Origin of the sequence: Mesonia aestuariivivens (assembly GCF_019311235.1) — a bacterium.
GTDB classification, from domain to species: Bacteria; Bacteroidota; Bacteroidia; order Flavobacteriales; family Flavobacteriaceae; genus Mesonia; species Mesonia aestuariivivens.
Genome location: NZ_JAHWDF010000001.1, coordinates 90,142 through 113,029 on the forward strand (window position 1 = coordinate 90,142; position 22,888 = coordinate 113,029).

Annotated in this window: 25 protein-coding genes; 17 read left to right on the forward strand and 8 right to left on the reverse strand. The window is 33.3% G+C overall.

The window, feature by feature from the left end:
- Nucleotides 1-3 precede the first annotated feature (3 nt).
- Nucleotides 4-1,602, forward strand: a complete 1,599-nt coding sequence (locus tag KW502_RS00335; protein WP_219038534.1) for an efflux MFS transporter permease — start codon at nucleotides 4-6, stop codon at nucleotides 1,600-1,602.
- Between the two features lie 33 nt (nucleotides 1,603-1,635).
- On the opposite strand, the gene KW502_RS00340 is transcribed toward KW502_RS00335, so the two are convergent.
- The 5 genes from KW502_RS00340 to KW502_RS00360 form a co-directional block, all read right to left on the reverse strand.
- Nucleotides 1,636-2,220, reverse strand: coding sequence for a PhnA domain-containing protein (locus KW502_RS00340; protein WP_219038535.1), 585 nt, complete (start codon nucleotides 2,218-2,220; stop codon nucleotides 1,636-1,638).
- A 134-nt stretch (nucleotides 2,221-2,354) separates the two neighbouring features.
- Complete coding sequence (locus KW502_RS00345) at nucleotides 2,355-2,906, reverse strand: autotransporter domain-containing protein (protein ID WP_219038536.1); 552 nt, start codon at nucleotides 2,904-2,906, stop codon at nucleotides 2,355-2,357.
- Nucleotides 2,907-2,920: 14 nt separating this feature from the next.
- The gene (locus KW502_RS00350; RefSeq protein ID WP_219038537.1) at nucleotides 2,921-3,646 is read right to left on the reverse strand and encodes a metallophosphoesterase family protein; all 726 of its coding nucleotides are present in this window, start codon (nucleotides 3,644-3,646) and stop codon (nucleotides 2,921-2,923) included.
- Nucleotides 3,647-3,718: 72 nt separating this feature from the next.
- Nucleotides 3,719-4,852, reverse strand: a complete 1,134-nt coding sequence (locus KW502_RS00355; RefSeq protein WP_219038538.1) for an ATP-binding protein — start codon at nucleotides 4,850-4,852, stop codon at nucleotides 3,719-3,721.
- A 1-nt stretch (nucleotide 4,853) separates the two neighbouring features.
- A complete protein-coding gene (locus KW502_RS00360; protein ID WP_219038539.1) occupies nucleotides 4,854-5,606 on the reverse strand; it encodes an SDR family NAD(P)-dependent oxidoreductase in 753 nt (250 codons plus the stop codon).
- 344 nt (nucleotides 5,607-5,950) lie between these two features.
- On the opposite strand from KW502_RS00360, the gene KW502_RS00365 reads away from it, so the two are divergent.
- From KW502_RS00365 to can, 11 genes are all read left to right on the forward strand, one after another.
- A complete protein-coding gene (locus KW502_RS00365; protein ID WP_219038540.1) occupies nucleotides 5,951-6,952 on the forward strand; it encodes an AAA family ATPase in 1,002 nt (333 codons plus the stop codon).
- 54 nt (nucleotides 6,953-7,006) lie between these two features.
- Nucleotides 7,007-7,873 (forward strand): DUF58 domain-containing protein, encoded by an 867-nt coding sequence (locus KW502_RS00370; RefSeq protein WP_219038541.1) that lies wholly within the window; start codon nucleotides 7,007-7,009, stop codon nucleotides 7,871-7,873.
- Nucleotides 7,874-9,499 carry a BatD family protein gene (locus KW502_RS00375; RefSeq protein WP_219038542.1) on the forward strand — a complete coding sequence of 542 codons (1,626 nt, stop codon included), beginning with the start codon at nucleotides 7,874-7,876 and terminating at the stop codon, nucleotides 9,497-9,499.
- A complete protein-coding gene (locus tag KW502_RS00380) occupies nucleotides 9,499-10,509 on the forward strand; it encodes a vWA domain-containing protein (RefSeq protein WP_219038543.1) in 1,011 nt (336 codons plus the stop codon). The genes KW502_RS00375 and KW502_RS00380 overlap by 1 nt, the downstream gene beginning before the upstream one ends.
- Entirely contained in the window at nucleotides 10,510-11,559 is a 1,050-nt protein-coding gene (locus tag KW502_RS00385; RefSeq protein ID WP_219038544.1) for a vWA domain-containing protein, read from the forward strand.
- Nucleotides 11,549-12,406, forward strand: a complete 858-nt coding sequence (locus KW502_RS00390) for a tetratricopeptide repeat protein (protein WP_255553917.1) — start codon at nucleotides 11,549-11,551, stop codon at nucleotides 12,404-12,406. The genes KW502_RS00385 and KW502_RS00390 overlap by 11 nt, the downstream gene beginning before the upstream one ends.
- Nucleotides 12,407-12,411: 5 nt before the next feature.
- Nucleotides 12,412-14,178: a BatD family protein gene (locus KW502_RS00395; RefSeq protein ID WP_369412500.1), complete on the forward strand. Its 1,767-nt coding sequence runs from the start codon at nucleotides 12,412-12,414 to the stop codon at nucleotides 14,176-14,178.
- 1 nt (nucleotide 14,179) lies between these two features.
- Nucleotides 14,180-14,929: a tetratricopeptide repeat protein gene (locus tag KW502_RS00400; RefSeq protein ID WP_219038547.1), complete on the forward strand. Its 750-nt coding sequence runs from the start codon at nucleotides 14,180-14,182 to the stop codon at nucleotides 14,927-14,929.
- 54 nt (nucleotides 14,930-14,983) lie between these two features.
- On the forward strand, nucleotides 14,984-15,292 hold the full coding sequence (locus KW502_RS00405; protein WP_219038548.1) for a hypothetical protein: 309 nt from the start codon (nucleotides 14,984-14,986) through the stop codon (nucleotides 15,290-15,292).
- A gap of 87 nt (nucleotides 15,293-15,379) precedes the next feature.
- Nucleotides 15,380-16,957: a SulP family inorganic anion transporter gene (locus KW502_RS00410; RefSeq protein WP_219038549.1), complete on the forward strand. Its 1,578-nt coding sequence runs from the start codon at nucleotides 15,380-15,382 to the stop codon at nucleotides 16,955-16,957.
- A 12-nt stretch (nucleotides 16,958-16,969) separates the two neighbouring features.
- Entirely contained in the window at nucleotides 16,970-17,608 is a 639-nt protein-coding gene (gene can / locus KW502_RS00415) for a carbonate dehydratase (protein WP_219038550.1), read from the forward strand.
- 50 nt (nucleotides 17,609-17,658) lie between these two features.
- On the opposite strand, the gene KW502_RS00420 is transcribed toward can, so the two are convergent.
- Nucleotides 17,659-18,171 (reverse strand): CvpA family protein, encoded by a 513-nt coding sequence (locus tag KW502_RS00420; protein ID WP_219038551.1) that lies wholly within the window; start codon nucleotides 18,169-18,171, stop codon nucleotides 17,659-17,661.
- Nucleotides 18,172-18,221: 50 nt separating this feature from the next.
- Here KW502_RS00420 and KW502_RS00425 point away from each other — a divergent pair, with 50 nt between their 5' ends.
- The 5 genes from KW502_RS00425 to KW502_RS00445 are packed head-to-tail and all read left to right on the forward strand — an operon-like array spanning nucleotide 18,222 to nucleotide 20,924.
- Complete coding sequence (locus KW502_RS00425) at nucleotides 18,222-18,578, forward strand: hypothetical protein (RefSeq protein ID WP_219038552.1); 357 nt, start codon at nucleotides 18,222-18,224, stop codon at nucleotides 18,576-18,578.
- Nucleotides 18,579-19,274 (forward strand): ceramidase, encoded by a 696-nt coding sequence (locus KW502_RS00430; protein ID WP_219038553.1) that lies wholly within the window; start codon nucleotides 18,579-18,581, stop codon nucleotides 19,272-19,274.
- A gap of 57 nt (nucleotides 19,275-19,331) precedes the next feature.
- Entirely contained in the window at nucleotides 19,332-20,354 is a 1,023-nt protein-coding gene (pheS, locus tag KW502_RS00435) for a phenylalanine--tRNA ligase subunit alpha (RefSeq protein WP_219038554.1), read from the forward strand.
- A 1-nt stretch (nucleotide 20,355) separates the two neighbouring features.
- Nucleotides 20,356-20,526: a hypothetical protein gene (locus KW502_RS00440; protein WP_219038555.1), complete on the forward strand. Its 171-nt coding sequence runs from the start codon at nucleotides 20,356-20,358 to the stop codon at nucleotides 20,524-20,526.
- A 2-nt stretch (nucleotides 20,527-20,528) separates the two neighbouring features.
- Entirely contained in the window at nucleotides 20,529-20,924 is a 396-nt protein-coding gene (locus KW502_RS00445) for a hypothetical protein (RefSeq protein WP_219038556.1), read from the forward strand.
- A 1-nt stretch (nucleotide 20,925) separates the two neighbouring features.
- On the opposite strand, the gene KW502_RS00450 is transcribed toward KW502_RS00445, so the two are convergent.
- Nucleotides 20,926-21,819, reverse strand: coding sequence for an EamA family transporter (locus KW502_RS00450; protein ID WP_255553918.1), 894 nt, complete (start codon nucleotides 21,817-21,819; stop codon nucleotides 20,926-20,928).
- Nucleotides 21,820-21,830: 11 nt separating this feature from the next.
- Nucleotides 21,831-22,835 carry an NAD(P)H-dependent glycerol-3-phosphate dehydrogenase gene (locus KW502_RS00455; protein ID WP_219038557.1) on the reverse strand — a complete coding sequence of 335 codons (1,005 nt, stop codon included), beginning with the start codon at nucleotides 22,833-22,835 and terminating at the stop codon, nucleotides 21,831-21,833.
- Nucleotides 22,836-22,888: the final 53 nt, after the last annotated feature.

Genomic DNA, 22,888 nt, shown 5'->3' on the forward strand with positions numbered 1-22,888 from the left:
GTTATGGCAAGTGAAAAAAATCAGGCTATTTTTAAAAGTTGGGTTCCAGATTGGTTAATTTTATTGGCAATCTTTCTTTTTTTACTTCCGATCGCTTCGGTATTAGGGATTTATCTAGCAGGTACGACTAGTGCTATGAGTTATTACGGAGTAGACAGTACAGATATTCGTTATTCTGTCGTTGTATTTTATTTGGCAATCGCTAGCGCTTTCCCTTTAGAGAAAAATTTCTTTAATTTCTTTTCTTCAAAAATTTATTTAGTAGGAGCTGGAATACTTTTTGTTTGTGTAAATCTTATTTTATACTTCACCAATAGTTTTGCGGTGTTAGTCATTTTAAGATTTTTTGGAGGCGCACTGTCTTTAAGTTTTATAGGGGTAGCTTTTAGTCTTATATTTAGGCAATTTCACGCACAAAGAAACAGGGTGTTGGGCTATGCAACATTGTATTCATCTTTATTTGTAACTGCACCATTAGCTCAAATTTTAGATGCGAATATTTTTACACATTATGATTTTAATGTGATTTTCTTAGTTAAAATTTATAGCGTTTTGCCTGGATTATTATTGTTCTTATTTCTGTTGAAAAAGAAGGTAGATCTAAGGCCAGAAGGTAAAATTCCTTTTAGAAATGTAGATTGGCAAAGCTTTGTAATTTATGCTTCAGCTTTATTGCTACTCGCTTATATTTTACTTTATGGGCAATATTATCACTGGTTTAAGAGTCTAAGAATTACTTTTTGTATGATTGGCTTTATCTTCTTGTTGTTGTTATTTGTTTTGCGACAACTAAAACTGAAAATACCTTATATAGATTTAAAGATATTTAAAACGCGAAACTTTAAAATAGGTATGGCTTTGCTTATTGCATTTTATTTGGCGAAAGGAGATACTAGCGTATTGTACGGTTTTTTCTCTAATAGCGTAAACTTAGATGCTTACCATAAAGGTTACGTGATGTTGTGGAACGGATTAGGAATTGTTATAGGAGCATTTTTAAGTGCGCGTTTTATTTTAGCAGGAAGAAAAATTAGATTGATTTGGTTAACTGGTTTTGGAGCTTTGTTGGTGTACCATTTATTAAGTTTAAATGTTCTTGGCGATCAAGCTGAAATGACTGGTTTAATTTTGCCATTATTTTTGCAAGGTTTTGGTAATGGAGTGCTAATTCTCTCTATTGTAATTTTTTATGCAACCTCAGTATCACCAGAACTTGGATTTTCGGCTTCAGTTACAGGTGTCGCTTTTCGTTTTTTCTCTTTTACAGCGAGTATGGCTTTGGTCGCTTTTATGGGGTTACACCAGCAAAAAATACATCAGCAATCTTTCGCAGCAAATATCACTGCAGATAATCCAGTAGCGATGCAAGAGATTTCAAAATATTCAAATGCGTTGCAGCAAAACGGGAAGTTGGTAGAATCTAATAAAGCGGCAAAAGCTTTATTAAATAAAGAAATTGGTAAGCAGTCTAACCTAATGTTTGCTAGAGATTATTTTATCTATATGAGTATATTTATAGGGTTGGTGATGCTAGCGATTGCAGTCATCCCACATTTTCACTATAAAATACGCGAGATAGGAGCAAAATTAATTCCGGTCTAAAGCTTAAACCGGAATTAATTACAATCCAATTCTTTACTTAGTTTTCTTAACGTATTGGGTAAGAATAACAATGTGCTGCCCGTCTACACGGCCTTCAATTTGCTCAGCATTATCGTGTACTAAAGAAATTCTATGTACGGGCGCACCACGCTTTGCAGTGAAATTAGCGCCTTTTACATCTAAATCTTTAATAAGCACTACAGAATCACCATCGGCAAGAATATTACCGTTGCTGTCTTTATGAATTATTTTTTCAGCTTCATCTTCCGTATCTTCAGTAGCTTTTGCCCAAGCTAAAGCTTCTTCATCTAAATACATCATCCCTAACAAATCTTGCGGCCATCCTTCGCTACGTAATCTATTGAGCATTCTCCAAGCTATAATTTGTACTGGTAGGTGTTCACTCCACATACTGTCATTTAAGCAACGCCAATGATTAGGATCTATTTTTTCTGGATCTTCAATTTGTGTGATACAATTTTTACACGCTAGAATAGAGTCTTCTAATGTTCTTTCTGAAGTTGGTGGAACTTGATAAACTTGCAAGTCGTGTTCGTAACCACATAATTCACATTTGTTACCACTACGGTCTACTAATCTTTTCTCAAGTACGCTCATATGCTGAAATTTTCAACAAAAATACATTTTATTTCCGCTTAGAAAATGAGATTTCAAATTTTGTTAAATTTTCTGTTAATTGTTGAAATGTATTAAAACCTTATTTTTTTAGGATGAAATAATTTATCCAAAAATTAAAATCTGTACCCCACATTAAATCCTGCATTAAACTCTATGGCAGAGAAACGATCTTTTACCTCGTCACTAAAGTTTCTGGCAATGTTTACAAAAGGGCCTAATACAAATTTGTTATTAAAATTCCATTTATAACCAGCTCCTAAGCCTACCATAAAAGCATCCATATCAGTTTCTACATTAATAGTTTGCCCACCAATAGATTGATCTTGTGAAAAATCACCAAATCGATATTTTAAAAACGGATTGGCGTAAATTCCTGCTCCCGATTGTTCTAAGTCAAAATAATAGTTGTAACCTAGTTTAATACTGTTGGTGTTAAAATCTCTAGAACCACTTTGACTGTGATAATTTATACGATCATTTATTAATCCTACGACTTCAACAGATTGATTAAAACTAATAAAACGTTCATATCCAACTTCTACCGATGCAATGGCAATGGTGTTAGCGATGTTTAGTTTTACTTCATTTTTAGGGAATTCTTCTGTTTGTGCTTTGGCAAATGTTGTTGCCAGTAAAAGGCTCAATAATAAGTATGCTTTTTTCATAATTTTTAGTTGAATTAATTTCTGCCCGATTCGTTTGGGTAAAGTTGATGAACGGGTTCACTTTGTATAATTTCTTTTGTGTCTATATTAAGCATGGTTAAAGGCCCTTTAAAAGCAGCGCCTGTATCTACATTCCAAATATTTGCGGCATTTACTGGTTTGGTTTGGTTAATTCTTGTGACTGGGGTGTGACCAATAAATATTTCATGAAATAGCTTGAAGCGTTTAGGGTATAATAAATCTTCTGGTTTTAAATTTTCATCTAACGCAAGTGCTGTTTCCCATAAAGTTCTGTCCCAATAAACCATATAGGGCTCATATTCATTTTGTGGACCATGCATATTGGCGAAACCCGCATGAACAAAAAGATTGTTCTCTGGATCTATGTAATAATTTTCAAGATTGCTGAAGAATTTTTTGTGTTCTTCAACTTCAGAAAGAGTTAGTTTTGCATAAGCATCTTTACTAGATTGACCGCCGTGCTTTAACCAGTTCTCATTTTGCTCATCGGTTTTTAACCAGTGATGCACTAAATCGTCATGGTTCCCTCTTATAAAGATGCAATTGTGAGTTTTAGATAATTCTATTAGAAAAGAAATAACTGCAGCAGAATCACTCCAACCATCTACATAATCTCCTAGAAATATTAATTGATCTTGGGTGGTGACTTTTGCTCTCTCTAAAACTTGCTTTAAAGCTTTGAGTCCGCCGTGAATGTCTCCTATTGCAAATCTTTTCATTGGAGTAAAATTACAACTTATAAGTTTAGTTTGTTTATAAGTGGTTTAGATTAACAAAGATTTAAATGTAATTTAATTATACCTCACTTTTCTTAAAATCCTCAAATTATCTTTTAATCGCTGATAAGTTGAAGGATACTTTTTTAAAAGTGTTTTAGCTTGTTCAAGTTTATCGTAAGCACTATTAATACCGTTGAGGTAGCACAAAAGCAAGGTGTCTGGTAAGCTCTTTATGTCTTTTTCTTCGGTTGGTTTTAGAATTAAATTTTTGGAAAGTTTATTAATGAGTGCTGAATTACTATTAAAAATATGATGCAATGTGCTTTTTGAAAATTGAGGCGGTTCAAACAAAATTTTGCTTTCAATCTCATAACTCATGTTGTTTTTGAAACTTATTTTTACTTCTTCTAAAGGGTAATATTGATAACTTTCGTACAAGCCCAAATACACATATTCAATAATTTTGAATTCATCGGGCGCAAAGAAAATTCTTATTTCATCTAAATCTGAATAGAATAATTTTACTTGTTCATTAATTAATTCAATATTTACCCGGCTATAATATTTTTGATCTTTAATTACTTTTTCTTTCCCTGCCCAACACACTACAAAATATTCTTGAAATACTTTATAAGTAGGGTGATAATCTCTATTTTTCTGCATAAAATCAAAAACACCATCAAGTGTGTACTCAATGGTGTTTTGTGAGTGACTTTCTATAGAAGCTACAATTTTAGAATTTCGATCGGTTAAATCAATTCCGAAATCTTTGGGCATACTTATGCTCCCATCTCTAAAAAATACAGCGCCGCCATAATACTTCCAAATATTTTTACGAAGGCTGCAAACCTTACCTTGATTGGCTCTAATAATCACCAACCCTACAACTTTCTCGTTAGGTAAATGCGGAAAAAGAATATTCTCGTAAGTGATATTGGGCGGATTGGTGAGGTAGGCATTAATCAAGTTCTGAATTTTACTATCATCAAAAAAATCTACGCCCGTAATGCTATTATCACGATCTTCTACCCCAACTACAATATAACTATTGTTAAATGGGTTGCTATTGGCTAAAGCGCAAACGTGTTTTAAAAACTTAGCTTTTCCTTCTTTTTCGCCCAAGTTTAATTTGCGCTTTTTGTCGTAAAAACTATTCTCATCGCTATGAGCTAAGAGGTTTTTAATGAGTAAGCGCTTATTGATCATGTTATTTTTTATCTACAATAGTTGAAGAAGCTTGAGCGGTGCACATCACAATTAAATCTGCAATATTAACGTGGTAAGGTCTTGTCACCACAAATTTGATGATGTCTGCAATATCTTCTGGTTTTAGTGGCGTAAAACCTTGATAAACTTTACTGGCTTTTTCGCTGTCTCCTTTAAACCTAACTTCGCTGAACTCGGTTTCTACCAATCCCGGATTAATACCGCCAACTTTTATTCCTGTGCCATTGAGATCTATTCGCATTCCTTGAGTAATGGCATCTACTGCATGTTTACTGGCGCAATATACATTTCCTTTGGGGTAAACCTCTTTTCCTGCAGTAGAGCCAATGTTAATAATATGTCCGTTACCACGTTCTACCATCTGCGGAATAATTTGTTTACTTACATAAAGTAACCCTTTTACATTAATATCGATCATGGCATCCCAATCGTCAATATTTCCATCTTGAATAGTGTCTAAGCCGTGTGCGTTTCCTGCGTTATTAATTAAAATATCAATTAGCTGAAATTCTTTTGGTAATGACGCTATCTCTTTTATAACTTCTTGTTTATCTCGAACATCAAAACTTAATGTGTGAACTTTCGTAGTTGCAGAAAGTTTAGCTTTTATTTCGTCTAGACGTTCTTGTCTTCTTCCGCAGAGAATTAAGTTAAAGTTTTCTTTGGCAAGCTCAATAGCAGTAGCTTTTCCTATTCCGCTAGTTGCTCCGGTAATTAAAACAGTTTTATTCATTAAAATTTACTTTTTGCTTAAAAGTAAATCATTTTAAATAGGAATAAAAAAGATCACTATTAATTTAAATGAAAGATATGAACAGGAAAAATACTAAACCTGAATAACTTGCGTTTTATAAGGGTTCGTAATTCACTTCCGCGAAAAAATCAAAAATTTTTTGCAACACTACATACTTCAAATAAGTCTTTTGAATAAAAGACTTAAAAATGCTATGTTTACTATTTATTTCATTTCAATATCGAATTGTATTTTAACCAAATATTAACATTATTGAATGAATATTTTGGGACTTTGCCAAGTCTTATAAACAATAAGAAAAAAATTAATTTTAGTTATTAATTATGGAACAAAACACATCCGTAGATATTGCAGGTTTAAACGAAAAGGTACAACGTGAAAGTGCGTTTGTAGATTTATTAACCAATGAAATGAATAAAGTAATCATTGGTCAAAAATACATGATTGAGCGTTTATTAATTGGTCTGCTAGGTCAAGGTCATATTTTATTGGAAGGTGTTCCTGGGTTAGCAAAAACCTTAGCCATTAATACACTTTCAAAAGCCGTAAAAGGAAGCTTTAGTAGAATTCAGTTTACGCCAGATTTACTTCCTGCCGATGTGGTGGGAACGATGATTTATAATATGAAGGAAAATGACTTCAGTATTAAAAAAGGTCCCATTTTTGCCAACTTCGTATTAGCAGATGAGATTAACCGTGCACCAGCAAAAGTACAATCTGCATTGTTAGAAGCGATGCAAGAAAAGCAAGTTACGATAGGAGACCAAACCTTTGTGTTAGATAAGCCTTTTTTAGTAATGGCTACACAAAACCCAGTAGAACAAGAAGGTACTTACCCATTGCCAGAAGCGCAAGTTGACCGTTTTATGCTAAAAACAGTCATAGATTACCCTAGCCTAGAAGAAGAACAACTGGTGGTAAGAGCAAATTTAAAAGGCTCATTTGAAAAAGTGAATCCGGTAGTTTCTCTAGAGCAAATTTTAACCGCTCAGCAAACCGTGAGAGAAGTATATATGGATGAGAAGATTGAAAAATATATCCTCGATATTATTTTTGCTACTCGTTACCCAGAGAAATATAATTTAGAATCTTTAAAGCCCTTAATCTCTTTTGGAGCTTCACCAAGAGGAAGTATTAACTTAGCGACTGCCGCAAAATGTTACGCTTTTATAAAGAGAAGAGGTTACGTAATCCCAGAAGATGTACGTGCAGTAGTTTTAGATATTTTACGCCACCGAATAGGAATTACCTATGAAGCAGAAGCAGAAAATATAACTTCAGAAGATATTGTAGGTAAAATTGTAAATGAAATTGAAGTGCCATAGAATAGACAAAGCTGGTTTAATTTTTTCAGTTGAAATCTAATCTGATGCAGAATAATGAACACGAAAGAACTCCTTAAAAAAGTAAGAAAAATAGAAATTAAAACACGTCGGTTAAGTAATCACGTGTTTGGTGGTGAATATCACTCTACCTTTAAAGGTCGCGGAATGACCTTTAGTGAAGTACGTCAATACCAATTTGGTGACGATGTGCGAAGTATAGATTGGAATGTAACTGCACGCTATAATGAACCTTTTGTAAAAGTTTTTGAAGAAGAACGCGAACTCACCATGATGTTGGTGGCAGATGTTTCTGGGTCAGAATTTTTTGGTTCTACCGAGACTTTTAAAAAAGATATCATCACAGAAATAGCAGCAACTTTAGCCTTTTCGGCAACACAAAACAACGATAAGATTGGGTTGTTACTTTTCTCTGATGAGGTCGAATTATACATTCCGCCTAAAAAAGGGCGTTCTCACGTGCTACGAATTATTCGGGAGTTATTAGAATTTCAGCCAAAAAGCAAAAAAACAGACCTTACTCAAGCGCTCAAATTTCTTCAGAATATGATGAAGAGAAAAGCCATTGTATTTATTCTTTCAGATTTTTTAACCGATGATTATCAGCATACGCTTAAAATTATGGGAAATAAACATGATGTAACCGGAATTCGAGTTTACGACCAGCGAGAAGAAGAAATGCCCAATGTAGGAATGGTGCAAATGCAAGATGAAGAAACAAGCGAATTAATTTGGGTAAATACAGGGTCTAAATCGGTGCGAACAAGTTACGCCAAATACTTTAGTGAGCGCACAGCTTATTTTCATTCGAGTTTTAGACTTAGCGGTTCAGGAAGCATTGATGCCAGAACCGATGAAAGTTATGTGAAAAAATTATTGGGTTATTTTAAACAAAGAGGTTAAATGAAGCAATTAGTAAAACAAATATCAGTAGGCAGAGTGATGCTTTTGGCGGTATTGGGGTTGCTCTTTATTCAGCAAACTTCAGCGCAAGAAATTTCATCTTCAATAGATACTACGCAAATTAAAATTGGAGAGCAACTTCATTATCAAATACAAGTTAAAGCCAATAAAGATTTGCCAGTAGTCTTCCCAGAAGGACAAAGTTTTATGCCATTAGAAATGGTAGAGGTTTATAGAATAGATACTACGCAACTTAAAGACAGCCCAACTTGGAAACTTACTAGAGAATATGTATTAACCCAATGGGATTCAGGATCTTATACGATTCCGCGACAAAAAGTAATCATTAATGATCAGACTTTTTTTACAGATTCTTTAAAAGTTGAGGTGGCTACGGTAGTGGTCGATACGACAAAGCAAGATGTTTTTCCTATTAAACCAACCATCGAAATTAAAGAACCTTCGGTTTTCCCGATGTGGTTACTTTGGGTACTTTTAACGATAGGTGTTATTGCTGGGTTAGTCTTCTTAATTCTGAAATTGAGAAAACGAAAAATTGAGCGAGCAAAGCAAATTCCGCCCTATGAGAGAGCTATCGATACGCTTAAAAAGTTAGATGAAAGTCAGGTGTTGGAGCGTGGAGAAATGAAAGTTTATTATTCTACATTAACCTTAGCTGTAAAAAGATACATTGATGAAAAGATTGATGAACGAGCTTTAGAAAGTACCACAGAAGAGTTAATTGTTCATTTAAATGAATTGAAAGCCAATCAATCACTTTTAGTAGATAATAAAGTGATTAACGATTTAAAAGATATTTTACGAAGAGCAGATTTAATAAAATTTGCTGGTGGCGGAATGGATAAACTTACCGCTAAAGCAGATCGTAAACTAATCGAAGAAGATATTAATAACATTAAAGATTCGATACCAGAACCTACCGAAGAAGAGCTGCAAAAAGATGAAGCTTATTTAGAAGGGAAAAAGAAAAAAGAGAAACGTACTAAAATTATTGCTGGTGTTGTAGGATTGGTTTTAGTGTTTATCGTTGCCAATTTTGTTTTTTTTGAAAATAAAGGCTTTGAATACCTTAAAGATTTAGTGATTCATGATTCAGCGGAAGAATTACTCGAAAAAGATTGGATTGCAAGTGAATATGGAAACCCACCGGTGTATATTATTACTCCAGAAGTTTTAGTAAGAAAAAACAATAATTCCATCTTAGCTAAAGATAAGGCGACACTTACAGGCGAGTTGTTTACTTACGGTGCAATTGCAAAAGATCTTTATATTAACTTAAACATTTTTAACACCAAACCAGATTCTTCACTAAGTATAGAAAGTCAAGTAGACCGTTTAGAAGCGTTAGGAGCAAAAAATATTCTATCTAAAGAAGAAAAGTTTACCACCGCAGATGGTAGTGAAGGAGTGAAGGTTTTTGGTGATTTTAGTATCAAAGATCCTATTACTAAGCAAGAAGAAAAGAAAAGTTATGTGCAACTATTTTTTGCATCAGAGCAAGGCAATAATATTAGCATCTTTATTTCGGCAGAAGACAAAGATGAAGGTTTTAAAGAAATTATCAACAGAATTATTAATTCCGTAGAATTTAACAGAGAAAACTAATGTTCGATTTTAATAACATCACATTTGAAAATCCGCAGTGGTTTTGGTTATTTCTATTATTTCCAATTCTAATTGCTTGGTATGTTTGGAAACGTAACCTTCAAACTCCTGAAGTAAAAATTTCTAGCATAAAAGGCTTTAAAATAAAACAAGGTATTCTGCCTAGATTAAGACCTTTGTTATTTGTATTTAGACTCTTAGCGCTAAGCTTACTAATTACCGCAATGGCAAGACCTAGAACGGTAGATGTAACTTCTAAAACAAAAAAGACACAAGGTATAGATATCGTGATGGCGATAGATGTTTCCCCTAGTATGTTAGCTAGAGATTTAAAGCCAAATCGTTTAGAAGCCTTAAAAGAAGTTGCGGCAGAATTTATAAAAGGTCGCCCAAACGATCGTATTGGTTTGGTAGTTTATTCGGGAGAAAGTTTTACCAAAACGCCAATAACCAGTGATAAAGCTATTGTACAAAATGCATTGAGTGAAATAGAATATAGCGATTTGTTAGATAATGGTACAGCGATAGGAATGGGATTAGCTACTTCTGTAAATCGATTAAAAGACAGTAAGGCCAAAAGTAAAGTGATTATTTTACTTTCAGACGGGGTGAACAACACTGGGTTTATTGATCCTAAAATCGCAACAGAGTTAGCTGTAGAATATGATATTAAAGTGTATACCATTGGTTTAGGTTCTAACGGGACTGCGATGGGACCTGTAGGAATAGATAGAAATGGGCAATTGAGATACGGGCCAACTAAGGTCGAGATTGATGAAGACCTGATGAAAGAAATTGCCACTAAAACTAGTGGGGAATACTTTAGAGCTACTGATAATAAAAAGTTAGAAGAAATTTACGATGAAATTAATAAGCTTGAAAAAACAGAAGTAGAAGAATCTAAATTTTATAATTATGAAGAAAAATATAGACCACTAGTCATTTTAGCAGGTTTACTTTTTTTAATTGAAATTATAGTTAGAAACACAGTATTTAGAAGTTTTGTATAAATGGTAGTTCTAGAAGAGAAAATATATTTTTGGTTTTTACTAGCGATCGTATTGGTCGTGGTTATTTACTTTCTTCAACTTATTTGGAAGAAAAAAGCTCAGCGTAAATTTGCTTCTCCAGAATCGTTGGAGAAATTGAGTCCTCATAAATCAAAATTTAAGCCCATTTTAAAAGTCCTGTTTTGGAGCTTAGCAATCGCATTTTTAACCATGGCATTGGTTAATCCAAAGATTGGTTCTAAAATGGAAACGGTAAAGCGAGAAGGCGTAGATATTGTTTTTGCGATCGATGTGAGTAAAAGTATGCTGGCAGAAGATATCGCACCCAATCGTTTAGAAAAATCTAAACAACTGGTTACGCAAATCATTAATAACCTAACCAGTGATCGCGTGGGTATTATTGCTTATGCAGGTTCAGCATTTCCGCAGTTACCTATCACTACAGATTATGGCTCGGCAAAATTATTTTTACAGTCTATGAATACCGATATGGTTTCTAGTCAAGGTACTGCCATTAATGAAGCCATAGAATTAGCACAAACTTATTACAATGATGAGTCAGAAACCAATCGCGTACTTTTCTTAATAAGCGATGGAGAAGATCACGGCGGTAATATTGAAGATATTGCAGAGCAAGCAGCAGAAAAAGGAATTCGTATTTTTAGTATAGGAGTGGGAACAGCTAAAGGTGGTCCAATTCCTATTAAAAGAAATAACTTGATTCAATCTTATAAAAAAGATAGAAATGGCGAAACGGTTATTACCCGTTTGGATGAAGCAACACTAAAGCAAATTGCAATGGCCACCAATGGTGAATTTATTAGCGGTAATATAACAAGTCAAGTGGTAGATAAAGTAAATGATATATTAGCCAATATAGAAAAAACCGAATTTGAAAGTCAGCAAATTGCAGATTATAAAGATCAGTTTCAATGGTTTTTAGGGTTTGGCATACTTTTTATTGTATTAGACATATTTGTATTAGAACGCAAAACCTCTTGGATAAGAAAGTTAAATTTATTTAATGAAAAGAAAGAAGATGAAGAGTAAATTTTTAATCATACTGATAGTTTTTTCTACTACTTTTTATGCCCAAGCACAAAATGAAGAAGTAAAAGAAAAGAAAACTCAAGCCAAGATATTAGCTTTTGAAGCTCAAAATGCCATGGCTAAAAACGAGTTTGAGAAAGCTGAAGCTAAATATAGAGAAGCAATTTCTAAAGATCCAGAAAATGCCGAATTGAAATATAATTTAGGAACAGTCTATCACAATAAAAATAAAAATACAGAATCGGTAGTAAGGTTAAATCAATCTGCCAAAATTTCAGAAAGTAAATCCATAAAACATAAAGCATTTCATAACCAAGGAAATGTTTTTATGAAAGAAGAAAAATATGGAGAAGCAATAGAAGCTTATAAAAATGCATTAAGAAACGACCCCACCGATGAAGAAACACGTTACAATCTTGCATTAGCGAAAGAAAAAGCGAAACAGCAGCAGCAAGACCAAGATCAAAATAAAGATAAAGAAGAAGAGAATAAAAAGAACGAAAACGAAGAAGGAGAGAATAAAGAAGACCAAGAGCAGAATAAAGATAAAAAAGAGAACCAAGAAGGCGATCAAGGTAAAGATCAAGAAGAGAACGGCGAGCAAAATAAACAAGAAAAGAAAGAAGGAGAAGGCGATCAAGAAAAACCACAACCCGATAAAGAACAACAAGGAGATAAGGGTGAAGAAGGTAAAGAGCAAAGCCAACAGCCAGTGAAAGGACAAATGTCTCCACAACAAATGAAGAATTTGTTAGAAGCGATGGAAAATCAAGAAAAAGAAATTCAAGATAAAATTAATGCTCGAAGAGCAAAAGGTCAACCAAAAACTACAGATAAAGATTGGTAATGAAGATGAAGCAGTTTATTTTTTACATCCTTTTATTTGTTTCTTGTGCAGGTATAGCTCAAGTAAAATTTGAAGCTCAGGCGAGTAGAGAGAAATTGGGGGTTAACGAACGTTTAAGAGTAGATTTTACGATGAATCAAGATGGAGATAATTTTAATCCGCCAGATTTTCGTGGGTTTAAAGTTATTGGTGGCCCCAACCAATCTATCAGTCAGAGTTTTGTTAACGGAAAGCGTTCTTTTCAGAAAAAGTACAGTTATTTTCTTCAGCCTAACGGAAGAGGAAATTTCAACATTGGTCAAGCAACTATAGAAATAGAAGGGCAAACTTATAAAACACCTCCTGTTGCGGTCGAGGTTACTGCAGCAGTAGATAAACCTACCGATGGCAGTAATCCAGAAATTATTGCAGCAGATAATATTCATTTAGTAGCAGAAATTTCTAATAGAACACCTTATTTAAATGAAGGGATTGCTGTAAAGTATAAACTCTATTTTAGTCCGCAAATAAACATTAGACAGTGGTATCCTAAAGATAATCCTAAGTATGCAGATTTTTGGAGTCAGAATATAGATATAAAACAATTAAATGTAAAAGAAGATTTATACCGAGGAGATCCTTACCAATATGTGGTAATAAGAGAAACGGTATTGTATCCTCAAAAAACAGGAAAGTTAACGATAGAGCCTTTGGTGCTTAGTGTTCCTGTAAGTGTGCCTTCAGATCGGCGTGATATTTTTGGAAGAAGATTGTCTGAAACCGTAGATCAAACAGTATCTTCTAACCATCAAACTATAGACGTGAAATCTTTACCAGCAGCTGGTAAACCTGCTAATTTTACTGGAGCCGTAGGGAGTTTTAATTTTAATGTCACTAATAGTAAAGATGTTTTAGACGCAACAGAATCGTTACAAATTAAACTTCAGGTTTCTGGAAATGGAAATTTAAAATTATTTCAGCTTCCTAAATTAAATGTTCCGGCCTCGTTAGAGATTTATGAGCCAGAACACCAAGAGCAAGTGAGTACCAATTTAAATGGAATGCACGGAAGAATTACAGATAGCTATACACTTGTGCCGCAGTTAAAAGGAAAGTACCCCATTAACCCAGTAAGTTTTAGTTATTTTGACCCTCGATCTGAGAGCTATAAAACGATAACTTCAAAAGAAATTTTGCTAAATGTAGAAAACGGTCCCACAACTACTACAACGGCTCCAGTAGCTTCTTCGGGTAAAGAAAGTTCTACTAAACAAGCTGTAGCTTCAGCTTCAAGTCAGTTCAAATACATACAATTAGACGCAAATTTAAAACCAATAGATCAACCAGCCTTTTTTAAAAGTGTGGCATTTTGGTCGGCTTTGGTTACGCCATTATTATTAATCCCTATTGGTATTTTTACAGGTAAAAAACGAAAATCTTTAATAGCAGATGCTGCAGGTAATACTTCTAAAAAAGCAGATAAACTAGCACGTAAATATTTATCTGAAGCTAAAAATAGTTTAGGAGATCAGAAGAAATTTTATGAAGCTTTAGAGCGAGCTTTACATAATTATTTAAAAGCAAAACTTTCTATTAAAACGGGAGAGATGAGTAAAGATAAAGTTAAAACTTTACTGGCAGAGCGAAGTGTACAACCAGCGACAACTACTTCTTTTATAGAGATTTTAGAAAGTTGTGAGTTGGCGCGTTACACACCAACCTCTAATGTAGAAATGCAGAAAGATTATGATAAAGCTAAAAAGACAATTTCAGAATTAGATAAGCAGTTGTAAAATGAAAAAGTTATTGATTGTTTTTTTATTACTTGGTACAAGTTTATTGGCACAAGATAACGAGGCGTTGTTTAAACAAGCTTCACAAGATTATGCAGACGGTAATTATAAAAAAGCCATAGACCAATATGAGAAGATCTTAGGCAATGGCGAGGCTTCTGCTAATTTGTATTATAATTTGGGAAATGCTCACTATAAGCTAGACCATATTGCGCCAAGTATCTACAATTACGAAAAAGCTTTATTACTAAAGCCTAACCATCAAGACGCAAAGAATAACTTGGTTTTTGCGCAAAATATGACCTTAGACGCGATTGATGATTTACCTAAAAGTAGTTTGTCTAAAGTCGTGAATAATATAATTTCTAAACTAAGTTACAATGGCTGGGCTTGGTTGGCAGTAAGTAGTTCAGTATTATTATTAATCTTCTTTTTCTTTTATTATTTCTCTGCAACCACTGGTAAAAAGAGAGTTTTTTTTACTGTTTTTGTAGTAAGCTGTATAGTGATGATTTCTTCAGTAATATTTGCTTATTTACAGTTTGATATTCAGCAGAAAAAGAAGTTTGCAATTATTTTTGCTGAAGAATCAACTGTTCTGTCTGAACCTAATTCTAGCTCATCTAACGTATTTACGTTGCATGAGGGCACTAAGATTAAGTTATTAGATGAATTTAATAAGTATTATAAAATAGCACTTTCAGACGGGAGAGAGGGTTGGATAAGAGCTACCGATTTAAAAGCGCTTTAAATTTCTTTATATCTTATTATTTGCATAATTTAGAAAAATTAAAATCTAATTTTTTTGAAAGCACTAGTACTTATATTTTTAATTTTATTTTCTGCTTTTTTACTTGCTCCAACCATAATAAGTATAACTGGGCATAGTAAAGAGGAAGAGGTGTTAAATCTATTTGATGGTGCAGAAGAAGAAAATTCGGTAGAATTTGATGAGTATTCCAAATTAAAAAATTTAGTTTATAAAGTTTCTTTTGTATATTTTAGTAATATACAGTGTTTAGGTGTGCAAACATTTATAGATAAGTATCAAACTGCAGCACAACTTCCTATAGTTTATTTTGATTTATTATCACCTCCTCCAAAATTAGCATAACTTTTTTCATTTTCTATTATAAGAATCAGGTGAGATTTTCATCCTTCTTTTAGTATTCAAAACAATAGTTGTAAAAAAATTAAAGTTATGTTTAAATATTTAAATAAAGATATACCTGCGAGTATAGTCGTTTTTTTTGTTGCTTTACCTCTTTGTTTAGGTATTGCTCTGGCAAGTGGCGCACCTGCGTTTTCAGGATTAATTGCCGGTATAATTGGTGGTGTGGTCGTAGGCGCTATTAGCGGTTCTCAATTAGGGGTTAGCGGGCCGGCAGCAGGGTTGGCAGTAATTGTTTTGGGAGCAATTGCTACGCTTGGTTTTGATCAGTTTTTAGTGGCCGTAGTTATAGGTGGCGCGCTGCAAATTTTATTAGGTATTTTAAGAGCCGGAGTCATTGGTTATTATTTTCCTTCTGCAGTAATAAAAGGGATGTTGGCCGGTATAGGAATTATAATTTTTCTTAAACAAATACCACACGCATTTGGTTATGATAAAGATTATGAAGGCGAATTAGAATTTTTTCAGTCTGATGGAGAAAACACTTTTTCAGAATTAATCAACATGCTTGATTACATCTCTCCAGGAGCCGTAATTGTAACCATTATTTCATTAATTATTTTGTTGCTTTGGGAAAATGTACTTTCTAAAAAACATAAAATTTTCACCATTATTCCAGGTCCATTAGTGGCGGTAGTTTTTGGAGTTGTTTATGCGATGCTGATGCAAGACACTAGTTTAGAAATTGCCGAAGCACATTTGGTGAAAGTTCCTGTGCCAGAGAGTTTAAAAGATTTTGGTTCTCAATTTACATTTCCAGATTTTAGTGCTATTTCGAACATGAAGGTATGGGTGACCGGAGTTACTATTGCTATTGTAGCAAGCTTAGAAACTTTATTATGTGTAGAAGCAGCAGATAAGTTAGACCCTCATAAAAGAGTAACGCCAACTAACAGAGAGCTGTTGGCACAAGGAACGGGAAATATTATTTCTGGTTTAATTGGTGGTTTGCCTATTACTCAGGTAATTGTAAGAAGCTCAGCAAATATACAGTCTGGCGCAAGAACGAAAGTTTCGGCAATTTTGCACGGAATATTTATATTAATATCAGTAGTTACCATTCCAGTTTTATTAAATAAAATTCCATTAGCGGTTTTGGCGGCTATACTCTTTGTAGTGGGCTATAAATTAGCAAAACCTAGTTTGTTTAAACACATGTATAAGTTAGGGAAAGCACAATTTTTGCCATTTGTAATTACTATTATTGGGATCGTCTTTACAGATTTGTTAATAGGTATAGGTTTAGGCTTAGCAGTAGGAATAATTACTATATTGCTCAATAGTTATAAGAATTCTCACTTTTTACATAAAGAAAAATTTAATGATATTAACAATAAATTTAAAATGAACCTTGCTGAAGAAGTTACTTTTTTAAATAAAGGAGCAATAAATCGAGAATTACATAATTTGCCAAAAAATGCTTATTTAGAGTTAGATGTAACTAAAACAAAATGGTTAGATTATGATATTGTTGAAATTTTAGATGAATTTGCTATTCGAGCTAAAGAAAAAAATATAACAATTCAATTAATTTCACAACGAGGAACAGTAGAAAACCCAACGAGTTATAAAGTGTTTTTTGAAAAAGAAAAAAAAGAAATTATCTAAAAATTATTAACTATGAGCCAAGATTTTTATAAGAAGATTTTAGACAATAATAAAAAATGGGTAGAAAGCAAGTTAGATGCAGATCCTGAATTTTTTAAGCGATTAGAAAATGGTCAAAAACCCCCTTTGCTTTGGATAGGTTGTGCAGATAGTCGCGTGCCTGCAAATGAAATTATTGGAACCCAGCCAGGAGAAGTTTTTGTTCATCGTAACATCGCCAATATGGTGGTTCATACAGATATGAATATGCTTAGTGTTTTAGATTTTGCTGTAAATGCACTTAAAATTGAGCATATTATTGTTTGCGGTCATTACGGTTGCGGTGGTGTAAAAGCAGCTATGGAAAATCAATCGATTGGTTTAATAGATAACTGGGTGCGACACATTAAAGATGTCTATAAAATGCACAAAGAAGAATTAGAAAAAATAGACGATACTAAACAACGTTGGGATAGGTTTGTTGAACTAAACGTGGTAGAGCAAGTTTTTGATCTTGCCGAAACTTCAATAGTTCAAAACGCTTGGAAAAACAAACAAAACTTAACAGTACACGGTTGGGCTTACGGTGTTGGTACAGGTATTGTAAACGATCTTGGGGTTAATATGAGTAATAACGATGAGTTAGATGAAGTCTATAAATTGAACTTCTAATTTTAATAAATAAATTATAAAAAAAGCTGAATAATTCTATTCAGCTTTTTTTATACGTTTAGTTTTTCTTTAGTTTCTTCAATGCCTTTAAGTACAGGCGGTAAAATAATTGGAGCTACTTTTTTAATTGGTTCAAATAATACAGACTCTTCAAATTTTTCTTCACTTATAAAACTAATATTCTTATTTAATCCTTCGGTAAACATTAAAGCTACACTCAAGATAAAAGCAAATTTTATAAGTCCGAAAACACCTCCTAAAATACGGTTAACAATACCTAGAGCGATAACTCCTGCTAATTTGGTAAGTAATTTTCCTGCCAATATAATAAGTATAATAATAAGAAGAAATGTAAGTGCAATCCCTACTATTTGAATATACTCTTCATCCCAAGAAACATATTTTGTTAGCAAATCTATCGCGTAATACGAAAAGTGAATGGCGCCATAAACTCCTGCAATTAATGCAATAAGAGAAGCAAGTTCAATAATTAAGCCGCGCATCACTCCGCGAGCAAAACCTAAAACGAGAATTACGATAATAATAATATCTACTAGATTCATAAAAGCAAATATAATTATTTTGAAATAAGAAGTTGATTATCTTTGTGCTTATGGCAAGAGATGAAGATTTAAAACAAAATTGGCAAAAAGTACAGCAAAAACTTTCAGACCAATTTGCAGAAGGAGATGTATTAGAATTAGATGCAATTATATATTTAATTGGCGTTCAAGAATTAGGGCAATTGCACAGAAGATTTAAGAAAGATCAGAAATTAGATTTAATGCATATTGCTATTTGTAGATTGCTAGAACCTTATGGATATTATGAGTTTGATTATGTAGATGAAGAAGGATGGCCGCACTATAAAATAATCGAGCAATTACCTAATCTAAAAGCAGGAGAACAAGCCGTGATGATGAAAGAAGCAATCGTTCAATATTTTTTAGAAAAAGAATATATTGATTAAATGAGTCTATTTTTAAAAGCATTAAATTTCCCTAACGATAGTGGTCCTATTTATAGAGAAACCTTAGCAGGAAGGCTTCCGGTAGAGCCTTTTAATACGTTTAGCAATATATTGTTTTTATCAATAGTGATTTATTTTTCTTTAAAGGTTTATAAAAATGTAAAGCAGCAAGCTTTTTTAGCTTTTGCTTTGCCCGTCTTACTAATAGGTTTTATAGGCGGTACGATATATCACGCAACCCGAAGTCATGAAATTTGGTTGTTAATGGACTGGGTGCCTATTGTAATTCTTTGCCTTTCAGCCTCTATTTATTTTACGTTTAAAGACGGTGAAAACTCTCTGCAGAAATACGGCTTATTAGTTATAGTTTTACTTTTGTTGTTTGGTGTAGAACTTATTAATTGGCCCAACCAATTAGGCACCTCAATAGGTTATATTTCAACTGCAATAGGCTTATTGTTGCCTATGTGCATTTACTTAGTAAAAACAAATTTTATTTACGGTAAATATATTTTATTCGCATTGCTTTCATTTTCTGCTGCTATAAGCTTTAGAATTATAGACCAGCGTTTAGATTTATTTGAAATGGGAACACACTGGTTATGGCACAGCTTCGGAGCGATTTCAGTTTTCTTTTTAATGCAATACATCTACAAAGATCGTTTGCATTTATCTTCTAAAAATATACCAAGTTAAAAAACTTCAAATAGTGTTCTATTTTCTTAACTTTGCTGCTTTATAAGTTGAAGAAAAATGGTAGATAAGATTAAAAATTACATTGCTGAAGTCGAAAAATTCTCAGCCTCAACGCAGGAAGAAGTAGAAAACTTTAGAATCAAATTTTTAGGGCAAAAAGGAATCTTAAAAGAGTTTTTTGCTGAATTTAAAAACGTTCCCAATGAATCTAAGAAAGAGTTTGGGCAAACGATAAATCAGTTAAAAAATGCAGCTCAAGATAAAGTAAGCCAACTTAAAGAAGAGTTGGAAAGCAAGCTTGAGGAGAAAGGCGTTTACGGCGATTTAACTCGTCCTGGAGAACCTATTGAAATAGGTTCGCGTCACCCAATATCTATTGTTAAAAATCAAATTATAGAAATCTTTTCTAACATAGGGTTTAATGTTTCTGAAGGACCCGAGATGGAAGATGATTGGCATAATTTTACAGCGTTAAACTTGCCAGAATATCATCCTGCCAGAGATATGCAGGATACCTTTTTCATTCAAACCGATCCTGAAGAAATTTTGCTGAGAACACATACTTCTAGCGTTCAGGTGCGATATATGGAAAACAATAAGCCGCCAATTAGAACCATTTCTCCTGGAAGAGTATTTAGAAACGAAGCAATTTCTGCGCGTTCACACTGTATATTTCATCAGGTAGAAGGTTTATATATCGACAAAGGCGTTTCGTTTGCAGATTTAAAGCAAACTTTGTTATATTTTACCAAGCAACTTTTTGGGAAATCTAAAATTAGACTTCGACCTTCATATTTTCCATTTACAGAGCCCAGTGCTGAGGTAGATATTTATTGGGGATTAGAAACAGAAACAGATTATAGAATCACCAAAGGCACTGGTTGGTTAGAAATTATGGGCTGTGGTATGGTAGACCCTAATGTGCTTAAAAACTGTAATATAGATCCAAATGAATATTCTGGTTTTGCATTTGGTATGGGTATCGAACGTATTGCAATGTTACTGTATCAAATTGGTGATATTCGAATGTTTTATGATAACGATGTTCGTTTTTTAAATCAATTTAAATCAGTTTTATAATATGAAAAAGATAGGCTTCTTTATTTTAGCAATCATTGTATTGGGGGTCATTTTATATGTCACCTTCGTGATTGCACTATTAAAAATAACCATTGGTTTAATATTATTAGCAGTTGCTGTGATTTTATTTGCAATAGCCTATCAAAAGATTAAACATCGTTTAGAAGATTAGATTTGAAAGAAGATATTAAAATTCCAGAAGTTGCAGGCGTTTATTTAGTAGCTGTTAATCAGTTTAATAAAGATCATAGAACTTACGATTGGTATGCTTACCTTATTAATGAAAATAATTACCCATTAGAGACCGTTTTAATTGTCTCTAATGGTTACGATAAGAAAGATAAGACCTCTACAATGCGTCACACCTTAAAAGTGCTAGGTGCTAAATCTTTTGCAAAAGTTGAATACTTAGAGCCAAATGTGTTAAAACTCAATAATGAATTCTCTATAAGCTTTTTTGCTGAAGGAAAAATGTTGCATAAAAACTTCATTTTTAAGAAAAATACGATAGCTGAATCAAATGCTAAAAAAATACCTCTAATGGAAGAAGACGGCATATTAGCTAAATAATTTATTGTTTTAGCTTTCTTATATTCATCACCACAATAGATGCTAATATTAAGATAATGCCAAGCCACTGGTAAATAAGAACAGTTTCGTTTAGTAATAAATAAGCAGCCATCACAGCTACTGGCAATTCAATAGAAGTTATAATTACGCCTAATCCTACATTTATTTTTGGCATCCCTGTCGTCATTAATAAAGGAGGAAGTACCGTTCCAAACAATGCTAAAATGGGTCCCCATTTAGTGAAAATAAGTAGATTAAAATTTTCGTTTAAGTAGGGTATAGATATAGCAGTAACTACTATAAGTCCGCCTAGCATCATCCATTTACTTCTGGTAATGGAGGGTAATTCTTTTGCCACTGTGTTAGAGGTGTAGATAGTTACCGTATAAGAAAGAGCCGCTAATAATCCAAAAAGAATTCCTATAGGACTAAGTGTAATTTCATCAAAAAGAATATTTGTTGCTAATACAGTGCCTGTAAGAATAATTATGACGGCTAAGATTTTTAGAAAAGAAGGTTTCTCTTTAGTGAGAAAAGCATTAAAAACTACACCCATCCAAACACTTTGCATTAATAATACAATCCCTATAGATACTGATACATATTGTACAGCCAAGTAATAAAAAGTACTGGTTAATCCTAATGAGGTTCCTGCCAGCATTAGGTGAAGAATATTTTTCTTAGAAGCTTTTTCTGGAGCTTTTTTCTTTGTATATCCTTTATAGAAAAAATTAATCACTACCAAACAGATAAAGCCTAATAGCATTTGGGAGAAGGTTACTTCATAGGTGTTATAACCTTCGCTGTAGGCTAATTTTACAAAAGTGGTAAGAATTCCGTAACTCGCGGCTCCTAATGCAACAAGCATTCCGCCTAAAAGTGTTTTATTTTTCAATGAAAATTATATTAGTTGAGTTTATCGCTAAGCTTAGCGAAAATTTCTTTTGGGTTTTTCTGTTCGTAAAGAATTTGATAAACCGCATTAATAATTGGAGTTTTAGCCTTTTTCTTATTCTTAGCTATGTTAATGTTGTAGGCGCTTTTTGTAGCATAATAACCTTCGGCTACCATACTCATTTCCATTTGGGCACTTTTTACGGTGTAGCCTTTCCCAATCATATTTCCGAACATTCTATTTCTACTAAATACAGAATAACCAGTCACTAACAAATCTCCTAAATAGGCAGAGTCGTTAATGTTACGTTTCATTTTGTACGTTTTCTTTATAAAACGCTTCATCTCTCTAATAGCATTACTCATCAATACACTCTGAAAGTTATCTCCGTAACCCAGTCCGTGAGCAATACCTGCTGCAATGGCGTAAATATTTTTGAGCATAGCTGCGTATTCTGTGCCTACTACATCTTCACTTGTTTTACAGTTAATGTAGTGACTACTTAAATGCTCAGCAAGAAAATCAGCATGAACTTCATTAGCGCAAGCGATGGTTAGGTAAGATAAACGTTCTAAGGCAACTTCTTCGGCATGACAAGGGCCTGTAATTACGCCAATATTTTCAAAAGGAATATTATAAATTTTATGAAAATGTTCACCTACAATTAGACTCGTTTCTGGTACAATACCTTTTATGGCGCTAAAAATTACTTTATTTTCTAAAGAAGCGGTGAGTTCTTCTAATTCTGTTTTTAAAAAGGCAGATGGTATAACGAAGATTAAGTAATCTGCGTTTTCAACAGCTTCATTTATATTATTGGTAAGTAGTAGTTGATCATTGTTAAATTCAACAGAACTTAAGTAATTGGGGTTGTGATCTTCTTTACGTATATGTTCAATAGCAGTCTTATTGCGCATATACCAATAAATTTTATCTACATTTTCGCACAACATTTTTGCAATAGCTGTAGCCCAACTGCCACCACCTAATACTGCAAATTTAGCGTCTCTATTCATAGCTGTTCTTTATTTAATACCAAAGTTAAAGCCTCTGAAGAATTTAAGGGGTT